Here is a 22,708-nt window from a genome sequence, read left to right as displayed (position 1 = left end):
TGTTGGAAACACTTGGCTTAGTTACACACTCATAAAATCAAAAATCTTTACAGATGAATGAGCTTTAGCTTTCAATGTTGTTTTCGCAATCTTTGTTGTTTTTTAACACAGGCTTAAAAAACATATCCTATAATTATTTTAGAAGAATGAAAATGAAACATTTTATCATTGCTGTATGAAGAGAGGATGGTAATTATGTATATTAGCTATAAGAATTATCAAGACGGAACCAATAATTTGGTTGTTGTAGAAAGCGATGGAGTAATTACTAAAAGCCTAAAAGGTAAAGAAACAGCAATAAAAACTCACAAGAGGAAATTAACACGATTGAGAGCTAAACATAAGTGAATTTTACTATGAAAATAACGTTAATTTAGAGACCTGGTTAAGTAAATCCAAAAGTCCTAACTCTTGAAATCACCTTTTTCATCCAAAGACAAAGTGGTTACTTCTGTGTAATCGCCTTTGTCTATCTCTTCTTTTGTAAAATCCCTTTTCAATTCATCTTCTGTGTTAATTCCTTCTGCAATTGTAGGTTCAACAGATGAGCGATTTTCTTATTTCATTTGCACACCCCTATTGCCCAGGCATTATTCAATCGATTCTCCATCACCTTCTATGTCCAAAAGAAAAAGCACTCAGATGCAAATATAACTATTTTTCACCTCCAAATGAAAGTAGCTGTTTTTACTTTGCATTTATTGCACATGGTAAAGCCAGCCGACCTATAAGGCCACTTCACCGTGTTGCAATTGAAATATTCTATTGCATTAATGCCCTTATTTCTTTCTATATTGTTTATTACTGTAATAATCGGGATTGTTTGAATATGGGGATGGTCTTAAAAAAAGCACTGCGAACAGCCTTTTAAAATATTACTGTTTGCAGTGCATCTTTTTATTCGATTAACTAAAAACGAGACCTTCACTATATCATCATCAAATTCCACTTCAATCTGCTGTTATTTCAAAGTTTTTGTGATGAACAAGTACGTTTTCTTTGGAATCAACTAACGGACGGGGTGCTTTTTATGACCAAGCCTCTTTTAAAAGCTTCACGCCTAACTGGATTTCATCGCAAGTAAGATTACTAAAACCAAATTTAAGAACTGTTTCATCAGAATGATTTTTAATGAAGTAAATGGAGGTAGGATACACTTTAACTCCAAAAAAGGAAGCACGTTCAATTAGCCATTCTTCTGAACGATTCAAACGTATCTTAACTAATAAGTACAAACCAGACTGCTCCCCAATAATGGATATATTTTGTTTGAAGTATTTTTTTAATTCGGAAACAATGCACTGCATTTTTCGCTTATAAACAAGACGCATACGTTTAATATGGCGATTCCATTCTCCTTCTTCCATAAATTTAGCCATTGTAAGCTGGCTAAGAAGAGAAGTGGTACTCTCGAAATGAAGAAATTGATCTTTATAACGGTTTATAAGTAGCTCTGGCAGCACCATATAACTTAGACGTAGTCCTGGAAGAAAGGACTTTGAGAAATTCCCTAGGTAAATAACTCTTGTTGAATCAATGGAAGAAAGTGCTGGAAATGGTTGTTGCGTATAGCGAAATTCACTATCATAATCGTCTTCGATAATATATCCTTGCATCTTGTTAGCCCAATGAATAAGCATTTGCCTTTGTTGAATGGACATACTTACTCCAATTGGACTTTGATGGGAGGGTGTTACATAGATTAATTGTGACTTCACTTGTTCTAATTTTGAAAGATCAGCACCTGTTTCATAAACTGGTAATGTTTCCAGAGTAAAATGATGGAATTGAAAAGCTTCCCTAGCTCCATCATACCCTGGGTCCTCTACGACAATGCTTGGGAAATCACCCATCAGGATTTGTCCAAGATGAATCAACATTTGTTGGGTACTACTGCCGATGATAATCGAATTTGCATCTGTTTTCACCCCACGAGATTGGAGTAAATATGTGGCGATTTGTTCACGCAAGCATACCTCACCAAAGGGTTCTCCATATCGAAAGCTCTCCTCTAATGTTAACACTCGATTTGCTATTCTCCTCCAAATTTTCAAGGGGAAATTGGTTTGATCTACGGCTCCTGCTCGGAAATCAATCAGGACCGGTGTCACCGACTTTGTTTGTTTATGACGTGGGACTAAAGCATCTTGAAATAAAAGTGGCTCTAATGCATTTGCAAAATACCCTTTTCGACCTTCTCCACGTATATAGCCTTCAGCTACAAGCTGTTCATATGCCATTAATGTCGTATTGCGGCTTACTTGAAGGGAGTCGGCAAGGTGGCGAATGGAGGGCAATGGATCACCTGCTGGTATGTCACCTCGCTCTATAAATAATTTAAATTGCTCGTATATTTGTTTGTATTTGGGAGATTCATCCTTAAACGCAAAAATGGTATTTTTCATTTACAATCACCTTTGACATGTCTATTTTTATATAATTGTACCTTTTTAAATGTCAATTCGCATCGTAGAATATCTTATATAAGCGATGAATGAAAGAAAAAACAAGTAAATAGGAGGAAACATGATGCATATTCCTAAACATTTTCAACTCAATGATGAAGAAATGATTTATGATTTTATCGAAAAGAACAGCTTTGCCACTTTATTTTCTCAGCACAATGGAGAACCGTACGCAACCCATCTTCCACTCACATTAAATAAAGATGAAAGTGCTCTATATGGTCATTTTGCTCGCCCAAATGAACAATGGAAGGATATAGAAAACCAACAAGTTCTTGTGGTTTTTCAGGGTCCTCACTGTTATATATCTCCGTCTTGGTATGAAACAACGATGGCAGTTCCTACCTGGAATTATGTGTCTATCCATGTATATGGAAAGATTGAGATTGTTGAAGATCCAAAAGTAATATTCGATTCATTAAATGACATGGTAAACAAATATGAAGGAACAGATAGCCTATACAAATTAAATGATGTAGATTCCAATTTTATCGAAGGAATGAGTAAAGGGATTGTAGCATTCAAAATAATAATCACAAAAATTGAAGCGAAAGCTAAATTAAGTCAAAATCATCCTGTGGAACGTCAAGAATTAATTATCAAGCATCTAGAAAACACTTCTAATCAAGAAAATCTACGAGTATCCCATCTAATGAAGAAAAACTTAAAAAATATAAATAAAAGGATTTAACTTTGTCATGATGGGTGCGTTAGCTGGAGAGCAGCCATTACGGCATTCGATTGGGTTCAGCAGATAAAAGGTAGATATGTTGCTAGTGAGGATTTCCGAATCGATCAAGTGGAATCTAACGATGATAATGATATTACGGTAATAGTTAAAAATATTAGACCTAACTTTGATTTACTTAAAAAAACAGCCATGTTCATGTGAACAGGCTGTTTTTTTATAGGGCAGGCTTTTATAACGATAATAATTTTAGTTTTTGCGTTTGAAACTCCTCATCTGTTAGAAATCCTTGTACTTTTAATTTTGCTAGATTTTCTAACTTGTCAACAATATCAATCTCTTTTATTGAAGGAATAGAGTTAAGCATCACTAATATTTGATTAGGTCCCGTACGCTTCATCACCCTGTATCCATGATCTGCTGCTGTTGCAAGCCCTTCATTATTAGGTTTACAATATCCATTCGGCTGACATGTACCGTCATCCCGAACCAGAAGTTTTCCCAAAAGACCAACAGGAACCCATTCAGGTCTTTGCAAACGTGGGGTATATTCTTTTGAAGCGTCCCATTCAGGATTTAATATTGGTTCAGTTTTTGTAAACTCTGGTTGTACCACTGTTCCATCAGCATTTTTCATTTCAGGTACAACCACCTCATGGTATTGAATCCTGCCCCATTCATCTTTTTCGAAGAGGTTGTGCCAGCGCAAATCACTTGCATCCGCAATCATTGCTGGAGTTGCACTCACTACCCCGAGAATATACTGATCTGCATCATTCGCTTTCCGTATTTTATCACCTGCACCATCGAAAGTAACAAAGTAGCCAACATCAATTGGGTTTCGATCAACCGTTTCAAACATTTCAGCATAATCGGCTGCAGCAGGAGACAACACAACACCGTCCAGGTAGAGATTTCCTGTCGCCCCTTCGATTACAGCGGAATTTAACGTTGGCCCAACAGCAAGACCGTTTGCCAAATGCCAGGAAAAAGGGAAGCGTGTGGTCCCATTTTGCCCCATAATATGAGAACCAGTTTGAGCTGCGACCGTATTTAGACCCTCTGAATGGGAGAAAGGAGCCTGTGCTTGTGTCTGACTCCCTTCTGCATGAGAAATTGCTCCGTTGGCTTGCGTCCCTTGGCCTTCCGCATGAGAGGATATCCCAAAAGCATTCGTATTTGTTCCCTCTGCATGGGAAGCAATTCCACTCGCAGTACTTCCTCCTCCCTCTGCATGGGCCGCTGTTTGAGAAGCAACCGTATTTTCTCCCTCCGCATGTGAATGATCTCCGCTTGCAGTGGATCCGTTACCTTCTGCATGAGCAGCGAACCCACTTGCATTGGTGCTCGATCCTTCTGCATGAGAATTCACACCAAAAGCGAAAGTTCCATTTCCCTCTGCATGTGCATTTTGGACATTCGCAATTGTATTCGTTCCTTCCGCATGCGATGCTGGGCCTAAGGCCTGTGTTGAACTTCCTTCCGCATGAGCTGCTTCTGCACTGGCCGAGGTGCTATTACCCTCTGCATGAGAGAAATCTCCCATAGCCAAAGTTCCGCTTCCCTCTGCATGGGAGGCAATTCCGTTTGCGATGCTTAAGTTTCCTTCTGCATGGGCTGCTTCTGCACTGGCCGAGGTGCTATTACCCTCTGCATGAGAGAAATCCCCCATAGCTTGCGGACCAGACAGGGACGTAATATCTTCGGTTCCCCCTTCCGCATGAGCAGCAAACCCACTTGCAGTTGTTCCGATTCCCTCAGCATGTGAACTCTGTCCACTAGCAAAATTGGGAGCAGGATTACCAAGTAGGTCCACACCACCGCCTTCTGTGTGAGAGGCCCTGCCACTTGACGTATTTCCTTCTCCTTCTGCGTGCGCGTTAACACCGCTGATCGTTGTTTGCGTATTTAATCCTTCTGTGTGCGAATTAGCTCCGGCTGCTGTTGTATTATTTCCCTCTGCATGCGATTGGTCTCCATTGGCAGTTGTAAACAAACCTTCACTATGAGAAACTCCTCCATTAGCTAGCGAAGCGCCTTCCGCATGGGACGTCGACCCAAAAGCTCTTGACTGGCCTTCGGCATGGGACGCAAATCCATTTGCTATGCTTTCAAAACCTTCCGCATGAGTGGCATCCCCGCTTGCAGTTGTTCTAATTCCTTCGGCATGGGAAACTATTCCACTTGCAATAGTAGAGGATCCTTCCGCATGAGCACTTTCACCTTGTGCTAGAGTTGTATTGCCTTCGGCATGTGACGCAAATCCACTGGCGGTAGTCTGAAATCCTTCTGCATGGGAATCCGTTGCAGTAGCGTTTGTATTGCTACCCTCGGCATGAGAAGCTTCCCCACTTGCGGTTGTACTTTGTCCTTCCGCGTGAGATCGTAGCCCACTGGAGATAGAGCCCTCCCCTTGGGCATGAGAAGAATTTCCACTGGCAATTGTGCCTAACCCTTCGGCATGAGCAGCAAATCCACTAGCAGTTGTATTGACTCCTTCCGCATGGGAAGCAACAGAACCACTGGAGATTGTACCAACTCCTTCGGCATGGGCAACAGAACCACTTGCAGATGTATTGAATCCTTCTGCGTGTGCAGCAGGTCCACTAGCGGTTGTCCCTATGCCTTCTGCGTGAGCACCATCCCCACTTGCTAAGGTAGGTGCTGGATTACCTATTTGATCTACTCCACCTCCTTCCGCATGGGAGGCCCTGCCACTAGCCGTATTCCCTTCTCCTTCTGCGTGCGCATTAACACCGCTAATCGTTGTTTGTGTATTCAATCCTTCTGTATGCGAATTAGCTCCAGCTGCTGTTGTATTATTTCCCTCTGCATGCGATTGGACTCCACTTGCATTCGTCGCAAAACCTTCCGCATGGGAAGCAACCCCGCTTGCTGTCGTAGTAGATCCCTCTGCATGTGCCGTATCAGCAATCGCCGCAGTCTGGAACCCCTCCGCATGGGAAGAGTTTCCCGTCGCAATTGTTACACTTCCTTCCGCATGGGAAGTATTTGCACTGGCGGTAGTTAGATACCCCTCCGCGTGGGAAGCTATACCGCTTGCTGTCGTAGTAGATCCCTCTGCATGTGCCGTATCAGCTGTTGTTTCTGTATTAAACCCTTCCGTGTGTGTAGCGTTCCCACCTGAAGTTGTAGTACTTCCTTCTGCATGGGAAGCAGACCCGTTGGCAATTGTATTCATTCCTTCTGCATGTGAGGCTGTCCCATTAGCAGTTGTATTCATTCCTTCAGCTTCCGAACAATCCCCTATCGGATTCTGGTTACATCCATTGGCCATCAAGATTCTCCATTCCACGTTTATTTTAAGTTATAAAAAATGAACATATTATTACTGTATGCATTATCAAAAATATGGCATGGACAAGTCCCACATTTGAAATCGAAGAAATTGAAAATGGAGGGATAGTATATAACGATTTATCCTTCATTAAAAAAAGTTGACAAAGTCCACTAATTAAACTAAAGTTTTAGTTGATACAGTCCACTAAAAAGGAGCTTCCAATGAATATAAATAATAATACTATTGCAGATATTCGGAAATTCAATAGATTTTATACCAATATACTTGGTTTATTTGATAAGCATATATTGGATACCGGATATTCTTTCACAGAGGCAAGGGTACTTTTAGAAATCGGTTTATTGGAGCAGTGTATAGCAAATGATCTAGTTGATAAACTGAAAATTGATCGTAGCTATATGAGTAGAATAATTGCCAAGCTAAGTAAAGATGGACTAGTCATCAAGGAAAATTCGACCTTGGATAGCAGAACTAGTCTGATTCGATTAACTCCTAAAGGAATCACTATTTTTAACCAGATTAATGAAAAATCTAATGAACAAGTAATGAATTTATTTAGAGGATTATCAGAAAAAGAAATTAAAGAAATCCATGCTTCTATGATGTTCATTCAGAAGAAATTGGATAGTTTGGAGGAATTACAGGATGATACGATTTGAAAATGATTATACAGAAGGTGCTCATAAGCGAATTCTGGAACGATTAATAGAAACCAATGAAGAACAAACACCCGGATATGGAGTGGATGAACACTGTGAAAAAGCGAGGGCCTACATTAGAAAAGAGTGTGATGCCCCGAATGCAGATATACACTTTTTAGTAGGAGGAACACAAACGAATACAACTATTATCGCTTCCATTTTGCGCCCACATCAAGGTGCAGTTTCAGCAATTACTGGTCATATAGCCGCACATGAATCTGGCGCAATTGAAGCAACGGGTCATAAAATACTTACTTTACCGAGTGACGATGGGAAAATCCAAGCAGCACAGGTGAAAGATTTATATGATGCGCATTGGAATGATGTCACTCATGAGCATATGGTACAGCCAGGATTGGTTTACATTTCTAACCCTACAGAAAATGGAACGACATATAGTAAAGTCGAATTGGAAGCATTAAGTAAAGTTTGCCGGGAATGTCGTTTGCCATTGGTAATGGATGGCGCTAGATTAGGATATGGTTTGGCTTCAATGGATAGCGATTTAACCTTGGCAGATATTGCAAGTCTATGTGATGTATTCTATATTGGCGGAACTAAAGTTGGTGCGATGTTTGGTGAAGCAGTAGTCATCATAAATGATGCCCTGAAAAAGGATTTCCGATATATTATCAAGCAAAAGGGAGGATTATTGGCTAAGGGAAGACTTTTGGGGATCCAGTTTGAAACTTTATTTGAAGATGGGTTATACTATGAAATTTCTAATCATGCCGTGGAAATGGCAATCAAGATTCGAGATGCATTTGTTGAAAATGGATTTTCATTACGATATGATTCTACATCAAATCAGCAGTTTCCCATTTTGCCGGATGATGTAATTTTGCAATTAGGCAAAAAGTATTCATTTTCCTTCTGGGAAAAAGTCGATGCTACACACAGTGCTATGAGATTTTGTACTAGTTGGTCAACGAAAAAAGAACATGTTGAAATGCTAGTAGAAGATATTAAGGCGACTACAGGAGAAAAAAATGGCAACGATAGAGTTATATGCAGAGAATAGTTATATAAAAGAATGTACGGCAAATATTGTTTCAATAAAAGAACAATTTGTTGTGTTTAATCAAACGATTTTTTATCCAGGTGGCGGTGGACAGCCTTGTGACCGAGGGATTACTTTAAACAAGGTGATAAAACCTATAATATATTAACAGTAAAAAAAATAGATGAAGAAATTATACATGAACTTGAACGTCCATTACAGGACATTTATCAAACAGTAGAGATGCAGATTGACTGGTCTTGGCGGTTTCAGAATATGCGGTACCACACATTATTGCATGTCATTTCAGGTTATTTATATCAACATTACAATGCTTTATCTACAAGTAGTCAAATTGAAAAAGATCATGCGGGATTAGAGTAAAATTAGTATATCATAAGGAAATATTTAACCCCGTTCATAATTACTTGAACGGGGTTATTTGTGTTTAAGATCAAATTAATCCCTGCACTTTTACTAAACAGGGACGTTTTTCTTTATTTTTATGTAAATAATGAATAGACTGATTCTCACTTTCTTTCATCTTTCAGCATCATAGTGAATCCTCGCATTTTTAAAATTTCATTAGCATGCGGTAATTCATCCCCTTGAACTTGGAACATAAGAACTTCGTATATATCATCCTTTTGAATTTTTCTAAATAATACGTTCAACTTAGCTGTTGTCATGTTATTGGCTCCCTTTCGTTCCGATTGGGTTTATAGTTTTGTTTTTCTTTATTTATAAGGCGTTTCTTGCCTTAGAAAACCTTTCAGCTGCTTGTTCCCTCTATCGGTCGATCACCCTCGGATTCTATGATGAATCACTCTGCTAAATTAGAGAGTTTTCGAATGTGTAAGGCACAGTAGAGTAAACAGTACACTTACCCGTACTATTGTCAAAAACGAATGAAGTTTCTTGTTCTTCTCGGAATATCCCATTTCGTCGGAACCTCCTTTTGACTACTGCATTTTGAATGTAAAGTTAAGACTCTTAACTCAATGGTTTCTGTCGTATGCTTCATAATCATGCCGTGTCATAACTTGTCCAACATTCATAAAATATTTTATGTCATATAGGTAGGTGAGGGAAAAATGAGCAAAAAAAGTAAAAAAGAAATTGAAATTAAGACTAAGATTAAGATTAAAGTATTTCGCAAAACATTTTTCTTTTGGTAGGTAACAAGTTGGGTTTCATTGGAACCTAAACCTCCGGAATATTGTTCCACTCTTTATATATATCTCCTCTCCGAAAGTAACTATTCTAGCACTCGGATAGTTACTTTTTTTGTGACATGGTAGCACATTTATGCATATTAACCAGGATTGAAGAGGGCATTCAAACTAGTACACTTTTCATAACATTTCAGAATCTCTAATTGACCTAATTTTTTTATAATGAGAGGTGTAGACATGTATAATAACTGATGGGACCTGGTTGTCCACCACAAACTTTGCCGGCTCAGTATGAGCCACCTCAAATTTCACCAACCAAACAATTTGTTAATACTAATGTCTCGCGGTGATACCTATGGTTCATCCATCACATACTAAAACAGTCAATAAGCATGTGAACCCTTTCAAACATTATTTCCCTCATACTCAATCAGTAGTGAATGAGTATTGTATCGAACACATTTTTTGTGGAGTTCCAAACAATTCATGTCCACCATATCTTTGTTGCCCACCAAAGTCGTTCTGATATTAACATTAGCCCCTATTTGGGGTTTTTATTATGAATGCGCTACAATATGACAATTCATTTTTTCCATATGGTTTATTCGAACTGTGTACTGAACGTTTATATTCTTTTTGAATAGATTTCACTTGTAAAAGCCAGATTATAAATATATGAGTGATACAAATGAGGGACCTTTATGAACCAAACTATTGTTAATGACAAGTATAAGGTATCGCCATTCTATGTGTTTTTTTTAGTGCATTCCATGCAAATAGGATTAGGCGTGTTGAGTTTTCAAAGAGATTTAGCTAAGGTAACTGGCACCGATGGCTGGATTTCCATCATCTTAGCCGGATTAATTGTTCATATTTTAATTTGGGTTATATATAAGATTTTCAGTATGGTTCCTGGTGATATCATTTCCGCTAATAATCATGCATTTGGTAAATGGATGGGGAATTTCTTCAGTCTCTTATTCATTCTTTACTTTTTTGTCCTTGGCATGACGATCATAATCGGCTATATAAATATCTTACATGTTTGGATGTTTGACGAGGTCCCCTCTTGGATGTTTGCTTTGGTTTTCCTAATCCTGATTTATTATATAATTTCGGGAGGATTCCGTTCAGTTACGGGTATTACCTTTTTATCTTTAATAGCTTCATACTGGCTTTTATTTATACCTTTATATACTTTAAAATTCGCTTATTTCACTGATCTTCTTCCTATTTTTAATCATACATTATTGGAAATAATGAAAGGAACTAGAACTACTTCATTATCAATGCTTGGTTTTGAAATGATTTTGATGTTTTATCCATTCATCAAAAATGCTGAAAAAACACAAAAGTATGCTCATGGAGGAGCCTTAGCCACTACGTTATTGATCTTATTTATTTATTTTGTTTCAAAAGCCTTTTATTCACAGAGTTTGTTGGTCCTTACCCTATGGCCAACACTAACTTTGTCCAGTATTATTGAATTGCCCTTTATTCAACGGTTCGAATACATAACAGTTTCTTGGTGGGCCCTTGTTATCATACCCAACATGGTCATTCCTTTGTGGGCTGCCAGCAGGGGGGTCAAGCGCTTATTCAATGTCCAGCAAAAGTATCCCTTGTGGGCAATGTCCATAATCATACTACTTATCAATATATTTCTTTTTGATTTCGAAGCCTTAGATATATTAAATAAATTAATCAATCCATACAGCGTGAGCTTTCTTGTTTTATACTTGCCTTTTCTTTTTATTATCCTAAGCATAAAAAATTTGAGAAAACGTTTATGACAAAGTTGAAATTTCAATTTTAAACAATAAATAATTTGCAAGTCCTATCATCGCGAAAGATGTATCGGGTCTTGATGTTGAAGTGAAATAATTCAGGTGCATCAAGGGTGCTCTTTGAACTTGCTCATTTTCCGGACATAGTATATGAGTTTCCAATCATGGTTATATACGGTTAGAGGGATAGATAAAATTTGCTTTATCTGCCCTTCTTTGTACTACATATGACCTCATTTACTACAACAACATTAAGATTTACTACAATAAAATAAAAAATTCGTTGTTCAATTAATGCGCCCTTTAATGGAGTTTGGATTATCTTCATAAGCTAGCAATTTAAAGGAAACCACACTTTGTTTCTAACGAGTGAGTTTTACACTAGAACCCTTTTACTTCTATTAAGGACTTTTAATTTTGCATAAAAGTGTACTTTTACGAAGAAATTGGTTATTCCATCTTCTAAACTTGATGCGTTTTTTTGATTTAATAACTTTCATTCTTGGATAATCAAATACCTTTTATATCGCCTCTCATAATTCGTGAGATATATTTATCTAACTAAGAGAGTGTAATAAGGATAAAGAAAACCCATTCAAAAATATATAGAATGGATTTCCGTTTAATTTTTTTTATTAAGGGGTGTGGCATTTTTAAAAACAATTTCCTGATTTTTTATATAGAGAACCTCACTTATAACAATCTTTACTTTTCCCCTAATCCATCATTTTCTATGTCCCTGTCAGTTCGACCGAAATCGGAATCCCATTACTGTAAGTACCATCTAACAGTCAGATGAATATATTTTTAGGCTGATAATGCATCCACTTAAACAAATTATTTTCTTTCAATGGCGTATCGATCCACATCTCTTTTAGATTAGTATCAGTATGTTCAGGTTTAAAGTTTAATTGCCCTTGTTTTGAAGGTTTTACACCAGAAACCTACACAAAAACCCTCGATAATTCCTATTGGAATCGTCAAGGGCACTAAAGCGTCTATGAAAGATATTTTATTCTGGATTTGACTTAATTGAACCAGCGTATACCAGAAGGTACACACGGTATACGGAGAGGTCGGTGTTTAGTTTTCCCACCTGTTTTTATTTCTATAAATTTACAACATCAGTAGATAATGGTGATTTTTTCGTGTGACTATCAGGTTTTGTAAAAATGCAGAAAATAAGACTGGCAATTAATAATAAAGTGGCAGTCAATAGAACAGAGTAATTAAAACCGATCCTAATGTTATCGCCTGCAGATTGGACAACAAAACCAATTACAGCTGGACCAATAATTCCTGACAAGTTTGCAATCCCTAGTAAAACACCTGACATTAATCCTCTTCGTTCAGGAAGTAAGTGATTCACAATCTGGGGTGCAAGTGGAAACATACCATTTACAAACGCCATTCCCAAAAATAAGGCAATAATTGCTCCAATTGTACTTTGGACAAATGTTGTAGAATAAAAACATACAGAAGCTAATATTAGTGATGGTCCAGCCACAAGCACACGGGATTGTCGAAGATTTTTTGTTTTTTTGAGTAACAGATCTGATATAAATGAGATAAGCATACCACCAAGAGCAGAACCAAGGCCTATGAACATGACTGCATAGCCCATCTGAGTTTGTGTTAAATGGACAATTTTAACAAGGTAGGTCGGCATCCATATAAACGACCATGTAAGAATCCAGTAAGCCATGAAAAGAGCAAGGCAAGTAAAGATAAAAGTAGAAGATAGAAAAAGTGGATATATCTCTGACCATTTTACTTTCTCGGAAACTAAGGTAGATTCACTCTTCACTATATTTCTCCCATTTTCCCCTTTTAAAGTAAATAGCCACAGAACTGCCCAAACCATACTTAATACTCCTAAAGAAACCAATACCATTCTCCAACCATAAATTCCAATCATGTAAATGAGAAGAGGAACCATAAATTTAGCAATCATGCTACCTGTATTCATAATAGAAATCGCAAGCCCTCGCTGTTCAGGAACGAAATGTTTGCTTATATGGCTAATAGCAGTTGCATGAAACGGTCCTTCAATAGCACCTAGCAGGACACGAGACAAAATTAGCATTGGTAATCCGTAAATAGTCAATGCTCCAAACTGCACTATTGTCAAACCAATAGCCATGAAAGCGAGCATTTTACCCGTTCCAATTCGATCTGACAATGCAGCTCCAATTATAGACATTATTGAAAAGAACCAAAAGAAGCTGCTTCCAACTATACCCCATTGACTATAATTAAGATCCAAATCTTCCATAATAGGAATAGCTGCGTACCCTATAATCGCCTTATCGGTAAAGTTAATCAAGTAAAGAACGGACAAAAAAGCTAGAACAATCCATTTTAATTTCATAACAGAAAACACATCCTTTTTTGATAATAAAATGATATAAGTTCAATACATGAATCAACTTAGTAAAGGAAGCACCTAAACTCTATTAATTTTAATTAAGATCAATATGGCTGTATTTTTTATCGTAAATCCGAAAAAGAAAGCGCTTTATTTTTTGGAAATTCCGAATATAAAATGTGATGCTCATCTGTGAATTAAGTAGTTGGGTTTATAAACACACACTATTGTGTACTCTATAGAGCCTCTAATAGAGACTCTACAGAGTGTTTACACTACAAATTGATTGCACCATATATGAGTGAAGCAAATACTACTAATCCAGGGTGTACTTTCACTTTTTGTATTAATAAATAACTGCCTATTCCTAAGAATAGAATGTGTCCTATTCCTATTTGAAAATAAGATTCATAGAATGATTGAAATGCCATCACTCCAAGAAGCACCGCAATTGTCGGTTTGACGTAAAGCGTCATGCGTTTAACTTGCGGAGAAGCTCTAAATTTATACAGAAGTCCCATTAGAGTTAGCATGAGTATAAGAGACGGAGCAACTGATGCAAATACTGCCAGGAATGAGCCAAGGTATCCACCTTCTTGAAATCCGATGTAGCCTGCCATCTTTGTTGCAATCGGACCGGGCAGGGCATTCCCCATCGCTAAAGCTTCATTAAATTCTTGGGAGGTCATCCATTTATAATGCTCTACTACTTCTTTCTGAATGAGAGGGATGGTTGCTGGTCCTCCGCCATATCCTAAAATATTAGTGATGAAAAAGACCCAAAAGACATGCAAATAAATTATCATGCTGATAGTCCCTTCTGCCTTTTCTTTTTCTCCAACGTATTGGTAGGTTTTACTACAGCAATAACTAATAGAGCTCCTATTAAAAAACCGGGATGAATACCGAAGTATTCGATAAGTACTAATGCGGCGATGATGTGCAATGTAGTAAAAAACCACTTGAGTCCTTTAATAGAACTCTGTACGAATTCCCATGTTAAGACTCCAAGCATCACTGCTACTACCGGTACAACTGCCTTTGTCATACCTTGAACCCATTTCAAATCTTTGAACACAATTAATGTACTGAGTAATATAATCATTAAAATGATAGTTGGTAAAATGGTGGAAAAAATGGCGTTTATCATTCCAAGTACACCACCAATACGAAATCCGATGTAGCCTGCCATCTTTGTTGCGATTGGACCAGGTAACGTATTTCCAATCGCTAACACATCGCCAAATTCCTCATTGTTCATCCATTTAAACCGCTCTACTACCTCTTTTTGAACGAGAGGAATCGTTGTAGGCCCCCCACCATATCCAAGCATGCTGCTGCGAAAAAACGCGATAAAAATGTCTAGTTGTTTCATGGAATCAATCCTTTCTGTGGATTACCAACTAGCAATTGCTCCATCTGTCCTTGATTCTGTGCCACCAATCAGTACACCCGTTTCAGGGTTTCGCCATATAATTTGACCTCGTCCAAACGAGCCTGAGTCTACCGACACTTTAATATCATGTCCTTTTCGTACTAATTCTTCTGCAATGTGGGATGGGAATGTTTTTTCTATTTCTACAGTTTTTTCGTTTTTCCACTGCCATCTTGGTGCATCTAAAGCTGCTTGAGGATGTAAGTGAAAATCTATTGTATTCATAATTACTTGAACATGCCCTTGCGGTTGCATATATCCTCCCATTACACCAAATGGTCCCACAGGTTGATTATCCTTCGTTAAAAATCCTGGAATAATCGTATGGTACGTTTTCTTACCGCCCTTAAGGCAGTTATAATGAGTAGGATCAAGGCTGAAATCATGTCCTCGGTTTTGTAATGCAATTCCTGTTCCTGGTACAACAACCGCAGAACCGAAGCCCATGTAATTACTTTGGATAAACGATACCATGTTGCCCTCTCCGTCTGCTGTTGCAAGGTACACTGTTCCTCCGCGTGGCGGTACACCTGGAACTGGCATGCATGCTTCACTTCCAATCTGTGCTTGATGCTGCTGGCCATACGAAGTACTTAATAGCTCTTCTGCAGTTAGACCCATATGCTTAGGGTCTGTAATGTATTGCTTGCCGCAAGTATAAGCAAGTTTCATTGCTTCGATTTGTTTGTGGTATGTGTTTGTTTCTTCTTTTGCTGTAAAATCAAATCCTTTTAGTGTGTTTAGTGCCATAAGAGCTACGATACCTTGTCCATTTGGTGGGATTTCCCAAACATCATAGCCGCGATAGTTTACCTTAATGGGATCAACCCATTCTGGTTTAAAGTTTCCTAAATCATTTTTTGTTAAATAGCCCCCATAAGTCGCAGAAGCTGCTGCAATTTTTTCTGCAAGTGCCCCTTTGTAAAAGCTTTCTCCGTTTGTTCTTGCGATTTCTTCTAGTGTGTCAGCGTGGTCAAGAGACGACCATATTTCTCCGACTTCAGGTGCTCGTTCCTTAGGAGCAAAGGTCTCAAACCAAGCTTCGAACTCTGCTCCTGTACATTCCAATTTGTATTGTTCAAATGCCTTTTTCCAAAAGCGACCTAGCGTTGGTGAAACAGGAAATCCGTTTGCGGCATATTCAATTGCTGGCTTCATAACTTCTAGTAGCGGTAGTCGGCCAAAACGTTTTGATAATTCTACCCAAGCAGCCGGAGCACCTGGTACAGTTACCGGCAGCCAGCCGTACTTTGGCATACTTTCATGTCCATCTTCTTTTACCTTCTCGATGGAGATATTCATAGGTGCTGGACCGCTTGCATTTAGTCCGTGTAATTGTCCTTTAGTCCAAACAAGTGCAAAAGCGTCTCCCCCAATTCCGTTTGAGGTAGGCTCCACTACTGTCAAACAAGCAGCTGTTGCAATGGCTGCATCAATCGCATTTCCGCCTTTTTTCAAAATATCTAACCCTGCTTGTGCGGCTAAAGGCTGAGACGTAGCGACCATTCCATTCTTGGCATATACTACATTTCGTTGTGATGTATAAGGTGAATAATGTGGATCTAACTGTAAAGCCATAATAATCCCTCTCCCTTTAAATGTAATATGCACTCATTTTCAAGCGGCAGAATAACCAAACGAACGAAAAAAACGTTATTTTCTAGCGTTTGTTAATTAAACTGGATTCATTTAATAACAATTGCACGATTTAAAAATGATTATATACTATTTTCCGGAATAGTAAAACATATTTTTACAAAAGTTCTAATTTTCAGTAAAATTATATAAAAAAAATAAACTCCCCGATTATAAGGAGTTTATTATAGTTTTAATCCTGATCTACTTTTGAAACGGCGTAGTAAAATATGACTTTCTACTCGAGAAATACCTTCTATCCCGTATAGTTCATTATTGATAAAGAATTCCAAGGAAGCAAAGTCTTCAACTAAAACGTGCATATGTAATGTACTAGGTCCTGTCATTTGGTAACAGCTTGCAACACTTGGATTATTAGCTAGTTTTTCTGCTACTTTCACTAAGTCTGCAGGTTCACAATCCACTTCAAAAAAGGCTGATACTTTTTTACCTACAGCTTCAGAGTTGATAACAGCGCTGATTTTTTCAATAACACCCTTTTCCATTAGTTGCTGCACACGATCACGTACAACATTGCGTGATAGATTTAGTTCTTTTCCTATATCCGAATACGAAGTTCGACCATTTTGCATTAATATCTCTAAAATTTTTTTATCTGTATCGTTAATTTCCATTTGCTTCACACACCTTGCCTTGTGATTGGGATTCCTACTAAAAAACTACAACTCTTAAGAGGCTTGCTTTTACTAGGTATTAACTTAATAATAAACTTTCTGTCCCATACTGAAAAGTTTAATCTACTTTACATAAAGAAATCAATTAATGAAGGGAATAAATACCTTATACATCATTAGTACATGATTGGAATTCCCTTTTTGTTTGAACCTTGGGAAGACATACAAAAAGAGAAATAATTGAATGTGTATAGAAAGCAAATTTAAAATATCCAGATTTGCAAATGATCACATGTTATATTTAGGTAAGGTAAGTTTAACCTTTGATATTAAAAGGACCACACATTTTTGATATGTCTAATATGTGTGGTCCTTTTACCTATTCGTAAGTTGATCAGCAAGAATAAAGAGCTGCCATCGCAACTCCATCTTCAACTAACGCGCCCGATTGGTGGAAGAACAAAATAATATTAATAATTGCTGCCTTTAGCTTCTTGAACTATAGCACCCTATAGTTTAAGTACATTATTTCACTATCTTTCTTAAGGAATAAAAAAAAGCGACCTTCATCTTAAAAAGTCACTCATCGTTAGCTGTCCATAAAAAATTGAATGTTAAAGTAAAAAATGAACAAAAAAATGAGCTGGGAAATGTATCTCCAAGCTCATTGTATTTTAATGTCCTTCTTTTACTAAAGCACCCGTTTAGTTTAAGTACATTTATTCACAAATTATTTACTAGTCTTTGACTAAGAACTAATCATTCTATATCACTTGTGTATTTTTCCGGTAACAACTCCATTTCATTACATTTCACTAATTCGCCTTTATAAGGAAAAATTACATCGGTATCTTTTCCATAATCACTTATTAACTCACGACACATACCACACGGAGCAACGACCAAGCAATTTTCTATATCTTCATGAGGATGCGGATGTGCTACAGCTACAATTGTTTCAAATTCATGGTCTCCCTCTGAAATTGCAGCTGTTAGAACAACATCGGGAAATGTTTTTTCAGCAGTGCACGTTGAAGCAAATGTTGGAAGAATAACAGTAAGTTCATAATCTCTATTTTCCAAAGGTTTTACCTTTAACATAAAAATTCCCCTCACAATGATTAATTATACATTACTTGTTAAACAAACCTGCGCCGTTAGTTTAAGTCTAAACTCTCACAAACTTATTCTTAGTTCAACATAAATATCCAGTTGAGATGAAAATAATTCGATCAGATGTAGGGTTGGTGTGACTGTACCATTTTGCTATAAATAAACCTTTTCCTTTAACATAGCCTTAATAAAAAAGGCTAATAAAATATCCAAGAACTTCATTCATTCAAGAATATAATGTAGTACAAGCTTATTAATCGAGGTGTTTTTCAATTGTTAGATAGTAGAAATGAACCTAGTTGGGCAGTTCAAAGTGTCCGTAAATTGTAACTGTAAATGCTCACCTTTAAGAGCAAACAACCCTTGCGATATCTGTGAACAATTTTTTAGTTTGTGCCAGATGGGTTGTGGAACCCCAATATGTATTTATTTTTGTGCTATTGGTTTAACGTTTTGTAATATAATCTGTTCAGAAATTGGACCTGTTCCCCCCCTGTTTCCATTGAAGAAACACCGGTCAAGAATTACTAGGAGGCAATTTGCTAAAAAGAAGGACCGTTTCTAATTTTCTCAATCTTACTCGAGGCTACAAACTGTAAATAAAAAAAAGAAGCTGAAGAGATGCGAGAAATTATTCAAAACTTGCATCTTTTCAACTTGAACCTGATGTAAAAGGACTGTATGGGTCAAAAATATTATGCACATCTTTTCGATTATAATGTTTAAGTAGTTCTAAACGTAGTCCATTATCCATGTCATTTCTGTCCTTCCATTTCTATCAAACTATTACGCAATTTCAGCTTGGGACCTGAACTTTTTTCGTTTCTGTATGATCCATTTCCAATTTCACTTTAAACTCCCGACTTAATACCGTATGAGCTCCTATAGGAGTAGTCACATAGTGCATGACCGTACAGGAAGATTATTATAGATTTTCTACAGCGAAACTCAAAAATGACTCATATCTTTTCTAGTCGAACCTTTCCAACCTTGAAAGACATTACGAAAATCAAAAAAAAATATTGTGCTAAACTATACATGCTCACTGTAAACTTGATGAAGAAACTATTATGGGACAACATATAACCTTTGTTCAAAACAGCAACGTCTACTTTTTTGACGAGTTTCTTCTATGTAAAAAACAACTTTCTTCTTGATTTCGTAAAGAGTTATACTTTCGGGATAATATTGGATTTTTTTAGCTTGAACTATAATAGAGTGCTTAGAATTAGAATAACTACAACTAATAGACGTATAAAAAGCAAATTCAGTTTGACTAGCTTATTTCTATTTGAGTTTACATGCATAGTTTTCAATTTGATGCTTGTTATTATACTTAACTCCCCCGTTAGCTCTATACTAAAAAGAGCTGCCAAAGCAACTCCAAATTGAAGTAAAGCACCTGTTTGCTTAAGAAGCCGATTTAAAAATCTAAATTAGAGATATTAGACTTGAAATGTCTATTATGTGCTTTTAATAACTGAGATTTGCATATAGATGAATTTTTACCTCATTGCTTCAAAATCAGCTTTACCCCTTTGATAAGTCACGATAATGAAAAAAGGATCTTTAAGATAAACTTTATGTGTTAAAAAAAAGTGGACATTTACGAGCGGGATTAATAATCATAAGGATTAGCTGTTATGGGTGCGATACAATAATCTCCATCGTTCCTTCTAGAATGAATTCGCCGATATTAGAAGGCATGATAAAATGATCTCCTTTTCTAATTGTATAACTTTCATTTCCAACCTTAATAGTTCCTTCTCCACTTAGAATACTAAAGAGCATAAATGATTTATCCTGAACAAAGGTAGATTTTCCGTTAATATCCCATTTATAAACAGAAAAATATTCTGCTTCTACAAATGTGGTTAACTTAGCACCGGGTTTCACTTCATATTTCAACTCTATTTCAACATTGGAATGAGGAACTGCTGTAACTTCGATTGCCTTTTTCAAATGCAATTCCCGCTTATTTCCGCTTTGATCTGTACGGTCGTAATCATATACTCTGTATGTCGTATCTGAATTTTGCTGTATTTCTAAGACGAGTGTCCCTTCACACAGTGCATGAATCGTTCCACTGGGAACATAAAAGAAGTCACCCGGCTTGATTTTCACTCGTTGAAGGAGCTCGTTCCAGTTTTCTGCATCTATTTGCCGAATGAATTCATCTTTAGTTTGAGCAGTATGTCCGAAAACTAGCTCTGCATCTTCTTTACAATCGATAATATACCAGCACTCTGTTTTTCCAAATTCTCCATTTTCGTTAACTTTTGCATAGTCATCATTCGGATGAACCTGAACAGATAAATCTTTGTTTGCATCAAGCACCTTTGTTAACAATGGAAATACGTCCGACGGGTAGTTTCCAAAAATATCATGATTGGATTTCCATAAATCCCTGATAGTTTTCCCACTATAAGGACCACCTTTAACAACACTCTGACCATTTGGATGACCAGAAATAGCCCAGCTCTCTCCAGTATGTTCCGTTGAAATTTCGTAATTAAATTTATCTCTTAAAGCAGTGCCTCCCCATATCCGCTCTTGAAAAACCGGCTTTAGAAATAATGGTTTATTCATAAATAAAAAGGCTCCTTTTAAAAATTTTTCAATGCCTTTAAATCTGTATTAATTGCTTTGATAGCAAGAGCCAGAGCACCACTGATTCCTGCGTTTTGACCTAATCTTGCAGGTACTATATATTCCTCAATGTCTAATAGAATGGCAGAATGATGAATGTACCCATTGATTAACTCTTTAACTTTATTCTGTATTAGAGGAAACAACTGCTCCTGCATCATTACGCCTCCTCCTAGGATTATTTTTTTGGGTGATAAGATTAACAAGTAATTTACCAATGCTTGCGCTAAATAAAAGGCTTCCATTTCCCAAACTTCAGCTCGATTATGAAGTTCCAAACCAGCCTTCCCCCATCTTTCAGAAATTGCTGGACCAGAGGCAAGGCCTTCTAAGCAATCTTTATGGTATGGACATTTTCCTTCATACTGATCTAATGGATGTCTGCGTACCAAAATATGGCCCATTTCAGGATGAATAAGTCCGTGGAGCAACTTCCCTCCTACAATTGCACCCACTCCAATACCTGTTCCGACCGTCATATAAATACAGCTGTCTACATCCTTAGCGGCTCCCCAGATCTTTTCCCCATAAGCAGCTGCATTTACATCGGTATCAAATCCGATGGGGATAGGAAAATGCTTCTTCAATTCGCCTAGAACATCATAATTTCGCCATGCGACTTTCGGCGTCATAGTAATATGACCATAAAGTGGACTTTCTACATGTAAATCAACAGGCCCAAAAGAACCGAGGCCAATGCCCGATATTGAATACCCTCGAAAAAAATCAATAACATTGTTCATCGTTTCTTTCGGGGTCGTTGTCGGAATTGAAACTCGATCGATGATTTTCCCTTGTTCATCTCCAACTGCATATACGAATTTTGTTCCACCTGCTTCTATCGCACCTAAATTCATAGTTTTCCTACCACCCTTTTTCGCCCCATAATTAAGGCACTTATGCCGCACAAATTATGTCTAGTGTGATTAATTTTAAAAATCTAAAGCAACCCATCACCAGACTACTGTCTAAGAATCAAGAATCTTTGAGTCTTATATCCAGAATTAACCACGAGAAATGAGTTAGCATTATCACCACACATCATTTTGCAATTGCATGTGTTCACCCAAAAACAGTAAAACAGTTAATACGTAGAAATTAAATCCGCCAAGACTTATATCGGAATATTCTGTTAATTAAAAGGTAACTAATAGGTTGATATAACTTCTTACATTTGTTCACATTTTCAACAGATGAGTGCCTGCTGCACCTTAATATTTATTGGCTATCTATTTAATTAAGCGAAAATGAGATAATCCTTCGGATAAGAAAACACTAATATTTCTAAAATCTATTCTAATTCTCCTGAACCCACATTAATTTAGGAAGGTTGAGTCCTACTAACGCTGGTTTTTTGTGATGTCCAGGAGACGACTGCCTATTTGGCTTTTTTATTTTTAGACATTGTTAGGTCTAGCGTGTATCATTCCATAGAATCAAAGGTCTGATCACCTTATCTTTACAATCCAATAAAATTATACATTTTTCTAGTAAAGCTCGGTCATTCGATATCAGAAGAAGGAAAAATGGATAATTTGACAAGCTCGCTTAATGCCTGAAACGTCTGAATAACCAATTGTTCAGGGTCTTGTTCGCTGTATCCCGGTTCATGAATTAGCGGATACTCCTTCGTTACCTTTGGTTTGACTTCTCCTTCCTGAATGACTAAAATGTCTATTCAGAACGTTGTGCCAAGATCAATCCCAAACACATATTTCTTACAAGCCATCCTTAC

17 protein-coding genes are annotated in these 22,708 nt (G+C 37.3%); 6 read left to right on the top strand and 11 right to left on the bottom strand.

The genetic code is table 11. The features are described 5' to 3' along the window. Positions 1-1,028: 1,028 nt before the first annotated feature. Positions 1,029-2,405, bottom strand: coding sequence for a PLP-dependent aminotransferase family protein (locus ACQKMH_RS19550; RefSeq protein ID WP_427589084.1), 1,377 nt, complete (start codon positions 2,403-2,405; stop codon positions 1,029-1,031). 124 nt (positions 2,406-2,529) lie between these two features. Here ACQKMH_RS19550 and ACQKMH_RS19545 point away from each other — a divergent pair, with 124 nt between their 5' ends. Next, complete coding sequence (locus ACQKMH_RS19545; protein ID WP_427589361.1) at positions 2,530-3,156, top strand: FMN-binding negative transcriptional regulator; 627 nt, start codon at positions 2,530-2,532, stop codon at positions 3,154-3,156. 229 nt (positions 3,157-3,385) lie between these two features. Here ACQKMH_RS19545 and ACQKMH_RS19540 read toward each other — a convergent pair whose 3' ends face one another. Continuing rightward, positions 3,386-6,451: a peptidase G2 autoproteolytic cleavage domain-containing protein gene (locus tag ACQKMH_RS19540; RefSeq protein WP_427589083.1), complete on the bottom strand. Its 3,066-nt coding sequence runs from the start codon at positions 6,449-6,451 to the stop codon at positions 3,386-3,388. Positions 6,452-6,675: 224 nt separating this feature from the next. Here ACQKMH_RS19540 and ACQKMH_RS19535 point away from each other — a divergent pair, with 224 nt between their 5' ends. From ACQKMH_RS19535 to ACQKMH_RS19525, 3 genes are read left to right on the top strand one after another with little or no spacing between them, the layout of a single operon-like run. Further along, positions 6,676-7,134: a MarR family winged helix-turn-helix transcriptional regulator gene (locus ACQKMH_RS19535; RefSeq protein ID WP_427589082.1), complete on the top strand. Its 459-nt coding sequence runs from the start codon at positions 6,676-6,678 to the stop codon at positions 7,132-7,134. After that, on the top strand, positions 7,121-8,197 hold the full coding sequence (locus tag ACQKMH_RS19530) for a threonine aldolase family protein (protein ID WP_377359119.1): 1,077 nt from the start codon (positions 7,121-7,123) through the stop codon (positions 8,195-8,197). Before ACQKMH_RS19535 ends, ACQKMH_RS19530 begins: the two co-directional genes overlap by 14 nt. After that, the gene (locus ACQKMH_RS19525; RefSeq protein ID WP_427589081.1) at positions 8,166-8,345 is read left to right on the top strand and encodes an alanine--tRNA ligase-related protein; all 180 of its coding nucleotides are present in this window, start codon (positions 8,166-8,168) and stop codon (positions 8,343-8,345) included. Before ACQKMH_RS19530 ends, ACQKMH_RS19525 begins: the two co-directional genes overlap by 32 nt. A gap of 361 nt (positions 8,346-8,706) precedes the next feature. Here the strand turns inward: ACQKMH_RS19525 and ACQKMH_RS19520 are convergent, their stop codons facing one another. Further along, positions 8,707-8,865: a hypothetical protein gene (locus tag ACQKMH_RS19520; protein ID WP_427589080.1), complete on the bottom strand. Its 159-nt coding sequence runs from the start codon at positions 8,863-8,865 to the stop codon at positions 8,707-8,709. Positions 8,866-9,706: 841 nt separating this feature from the next. On the opposite strand from ACQKMH_RS19520, the gene ACQKMH_RS19515 reads away from it, so the two are divergent. Both ACQKMH_RS19515 and ACQKMH_RS19510 read left to right on the top strand, forming a co-directional pair. Further along, positions 9,707-9,877 (top strand): CotD family spore coat protein, encoded by a 171-nt coding sequence (locus ACQKMH_RS19515; protein ID WP_427589079.1) that lies wholly within the window; start codon positions 9,707-9,709, stop codon positions 9,875-9,877. A gap of 175 nt (positions 9,878-10,052) precedes the next feature. Next, entirely contained in the window at positions 10,053-11,144 is a 1,092-nt protein-coding gene (locus ACQKMH_RS19510) for a GerAB/ArcD/ProY family transporter (RefSeq protein ID WP_427589078.1), read from the top strand. A 1,102-nt stretch (positions 11,145-12,246) separates the two neighbouring features. On the opposite strand, the gene ACQKMH_RS19505 is transcribed toward ACQKMH_RS19510, so the two are convergent. The 8 genes from ACQKMH_RS19505 to ACQKMH_RS19470 form a co-directional block, all read right to left on the bottom strand. Next, positions 12,247-13,509, bottom strand: a complete 1,263-nt coding sequence (locus ACQKMH_RS19505; RefSeq protein ID WP_427589077.1) for an MFS transporter — start codon at positions 13,507-13,509, stop codon at positions 12,247-12,249. Between the two features lie 272 nt (positions 13,510-13,781). Then, positions 13,782-14,309, bottom strand: coding sequence for a chromate transporter (locus ACQKMH_RS19500; protein WP_427589360.1), 528 nt, complete (start codon positions 14,307-14,309; stop codon positions 13,782-13,784). Then, complete coding sequence (locus ACQKMH_RS19495; protein WP_427589076.1) at positions 14,309-14,881, bottom strand: chromate transporter; 573 nt, start codon at positions 14,879-14,881, stop codon at positions 14,309-14,311. Before ACQKMH_RS19495 ends, ACQKMH_RS19500 begins: the two co-directional genes overlap by 1 nt. A 21-nt stretch (positions 14,882-14,902) precedes the next feature. Beyond that, complete coding sequence (locus ACQKMH_RS19490; RefSeq protein WP_427589075.1) at positions 14,903-16,519, bottom strand: gamma-glutamyltransferase family protein; 1,617 nt, start codon at positions 16,517-16,519, stop codon at positions 14,903-14,905. 242 nt (positions 16,520-16,761) lie between these two features. After that, positions 16,762-17,211, bottom strand: a complete 450-nt coding sequence (locus ACQKMH_RS19485; protein ID WP_098373035.1) for an Lrp/AsnC family transcriptional regulator — start codon at positions 17,209-17,211, stop codon at positions 16,762-16,764. Between the two features lie 759 nt (positions 17,212-17,970). Further along, positions 17,971-18,312 (bottom strand): cytidine deaminase, encoded by a 342-nt coding sequence (locus ACQKMH_RS19480; protein WP_427589074.1) that lies wholly within the window; start codon positions 18,310-18,312, stop codon positions 17,971-17,973. 1,653 nt (positions 18,313-19,965) lie between these two features. Next, positions 19,966-20,913: a mannose-6-phosphate isomerase, class I gene (gene manA, locus ACQKMH_RS19475; RefSeq protein ID WP_427589073.1), complete on the bottom strand. Its 948-nt coding sequence runs from the start codon at positions 20,911-20,913 to the stop codon at positions 19,966-19,968. Positions 20,914-20,930: 17 nt separating this feature from the next. Further along, entirely contained in the window at positions 20,931-21,830 is a 900-nt protein-coding gene (locus tag ACQKMH_RS19470) for an ROK family protein (protein ID WP_427589072.1), read from the bottom strand. Positions 21,831-22,708 lie beyond the last annotated feature (878 nt).

This window comes from Peribacillus sp. NPDC097895, assembly GCF_050277555.1.
Classification (GTDB): Bacteria; Bacillota; Bacilli; order Bacillales; family DSM-1321; genus Peribacillus.
Note: the sequence above shows the minus strand (reverse complement) of the source record. Positions and strands in the feature narration are given on the sequence as shown.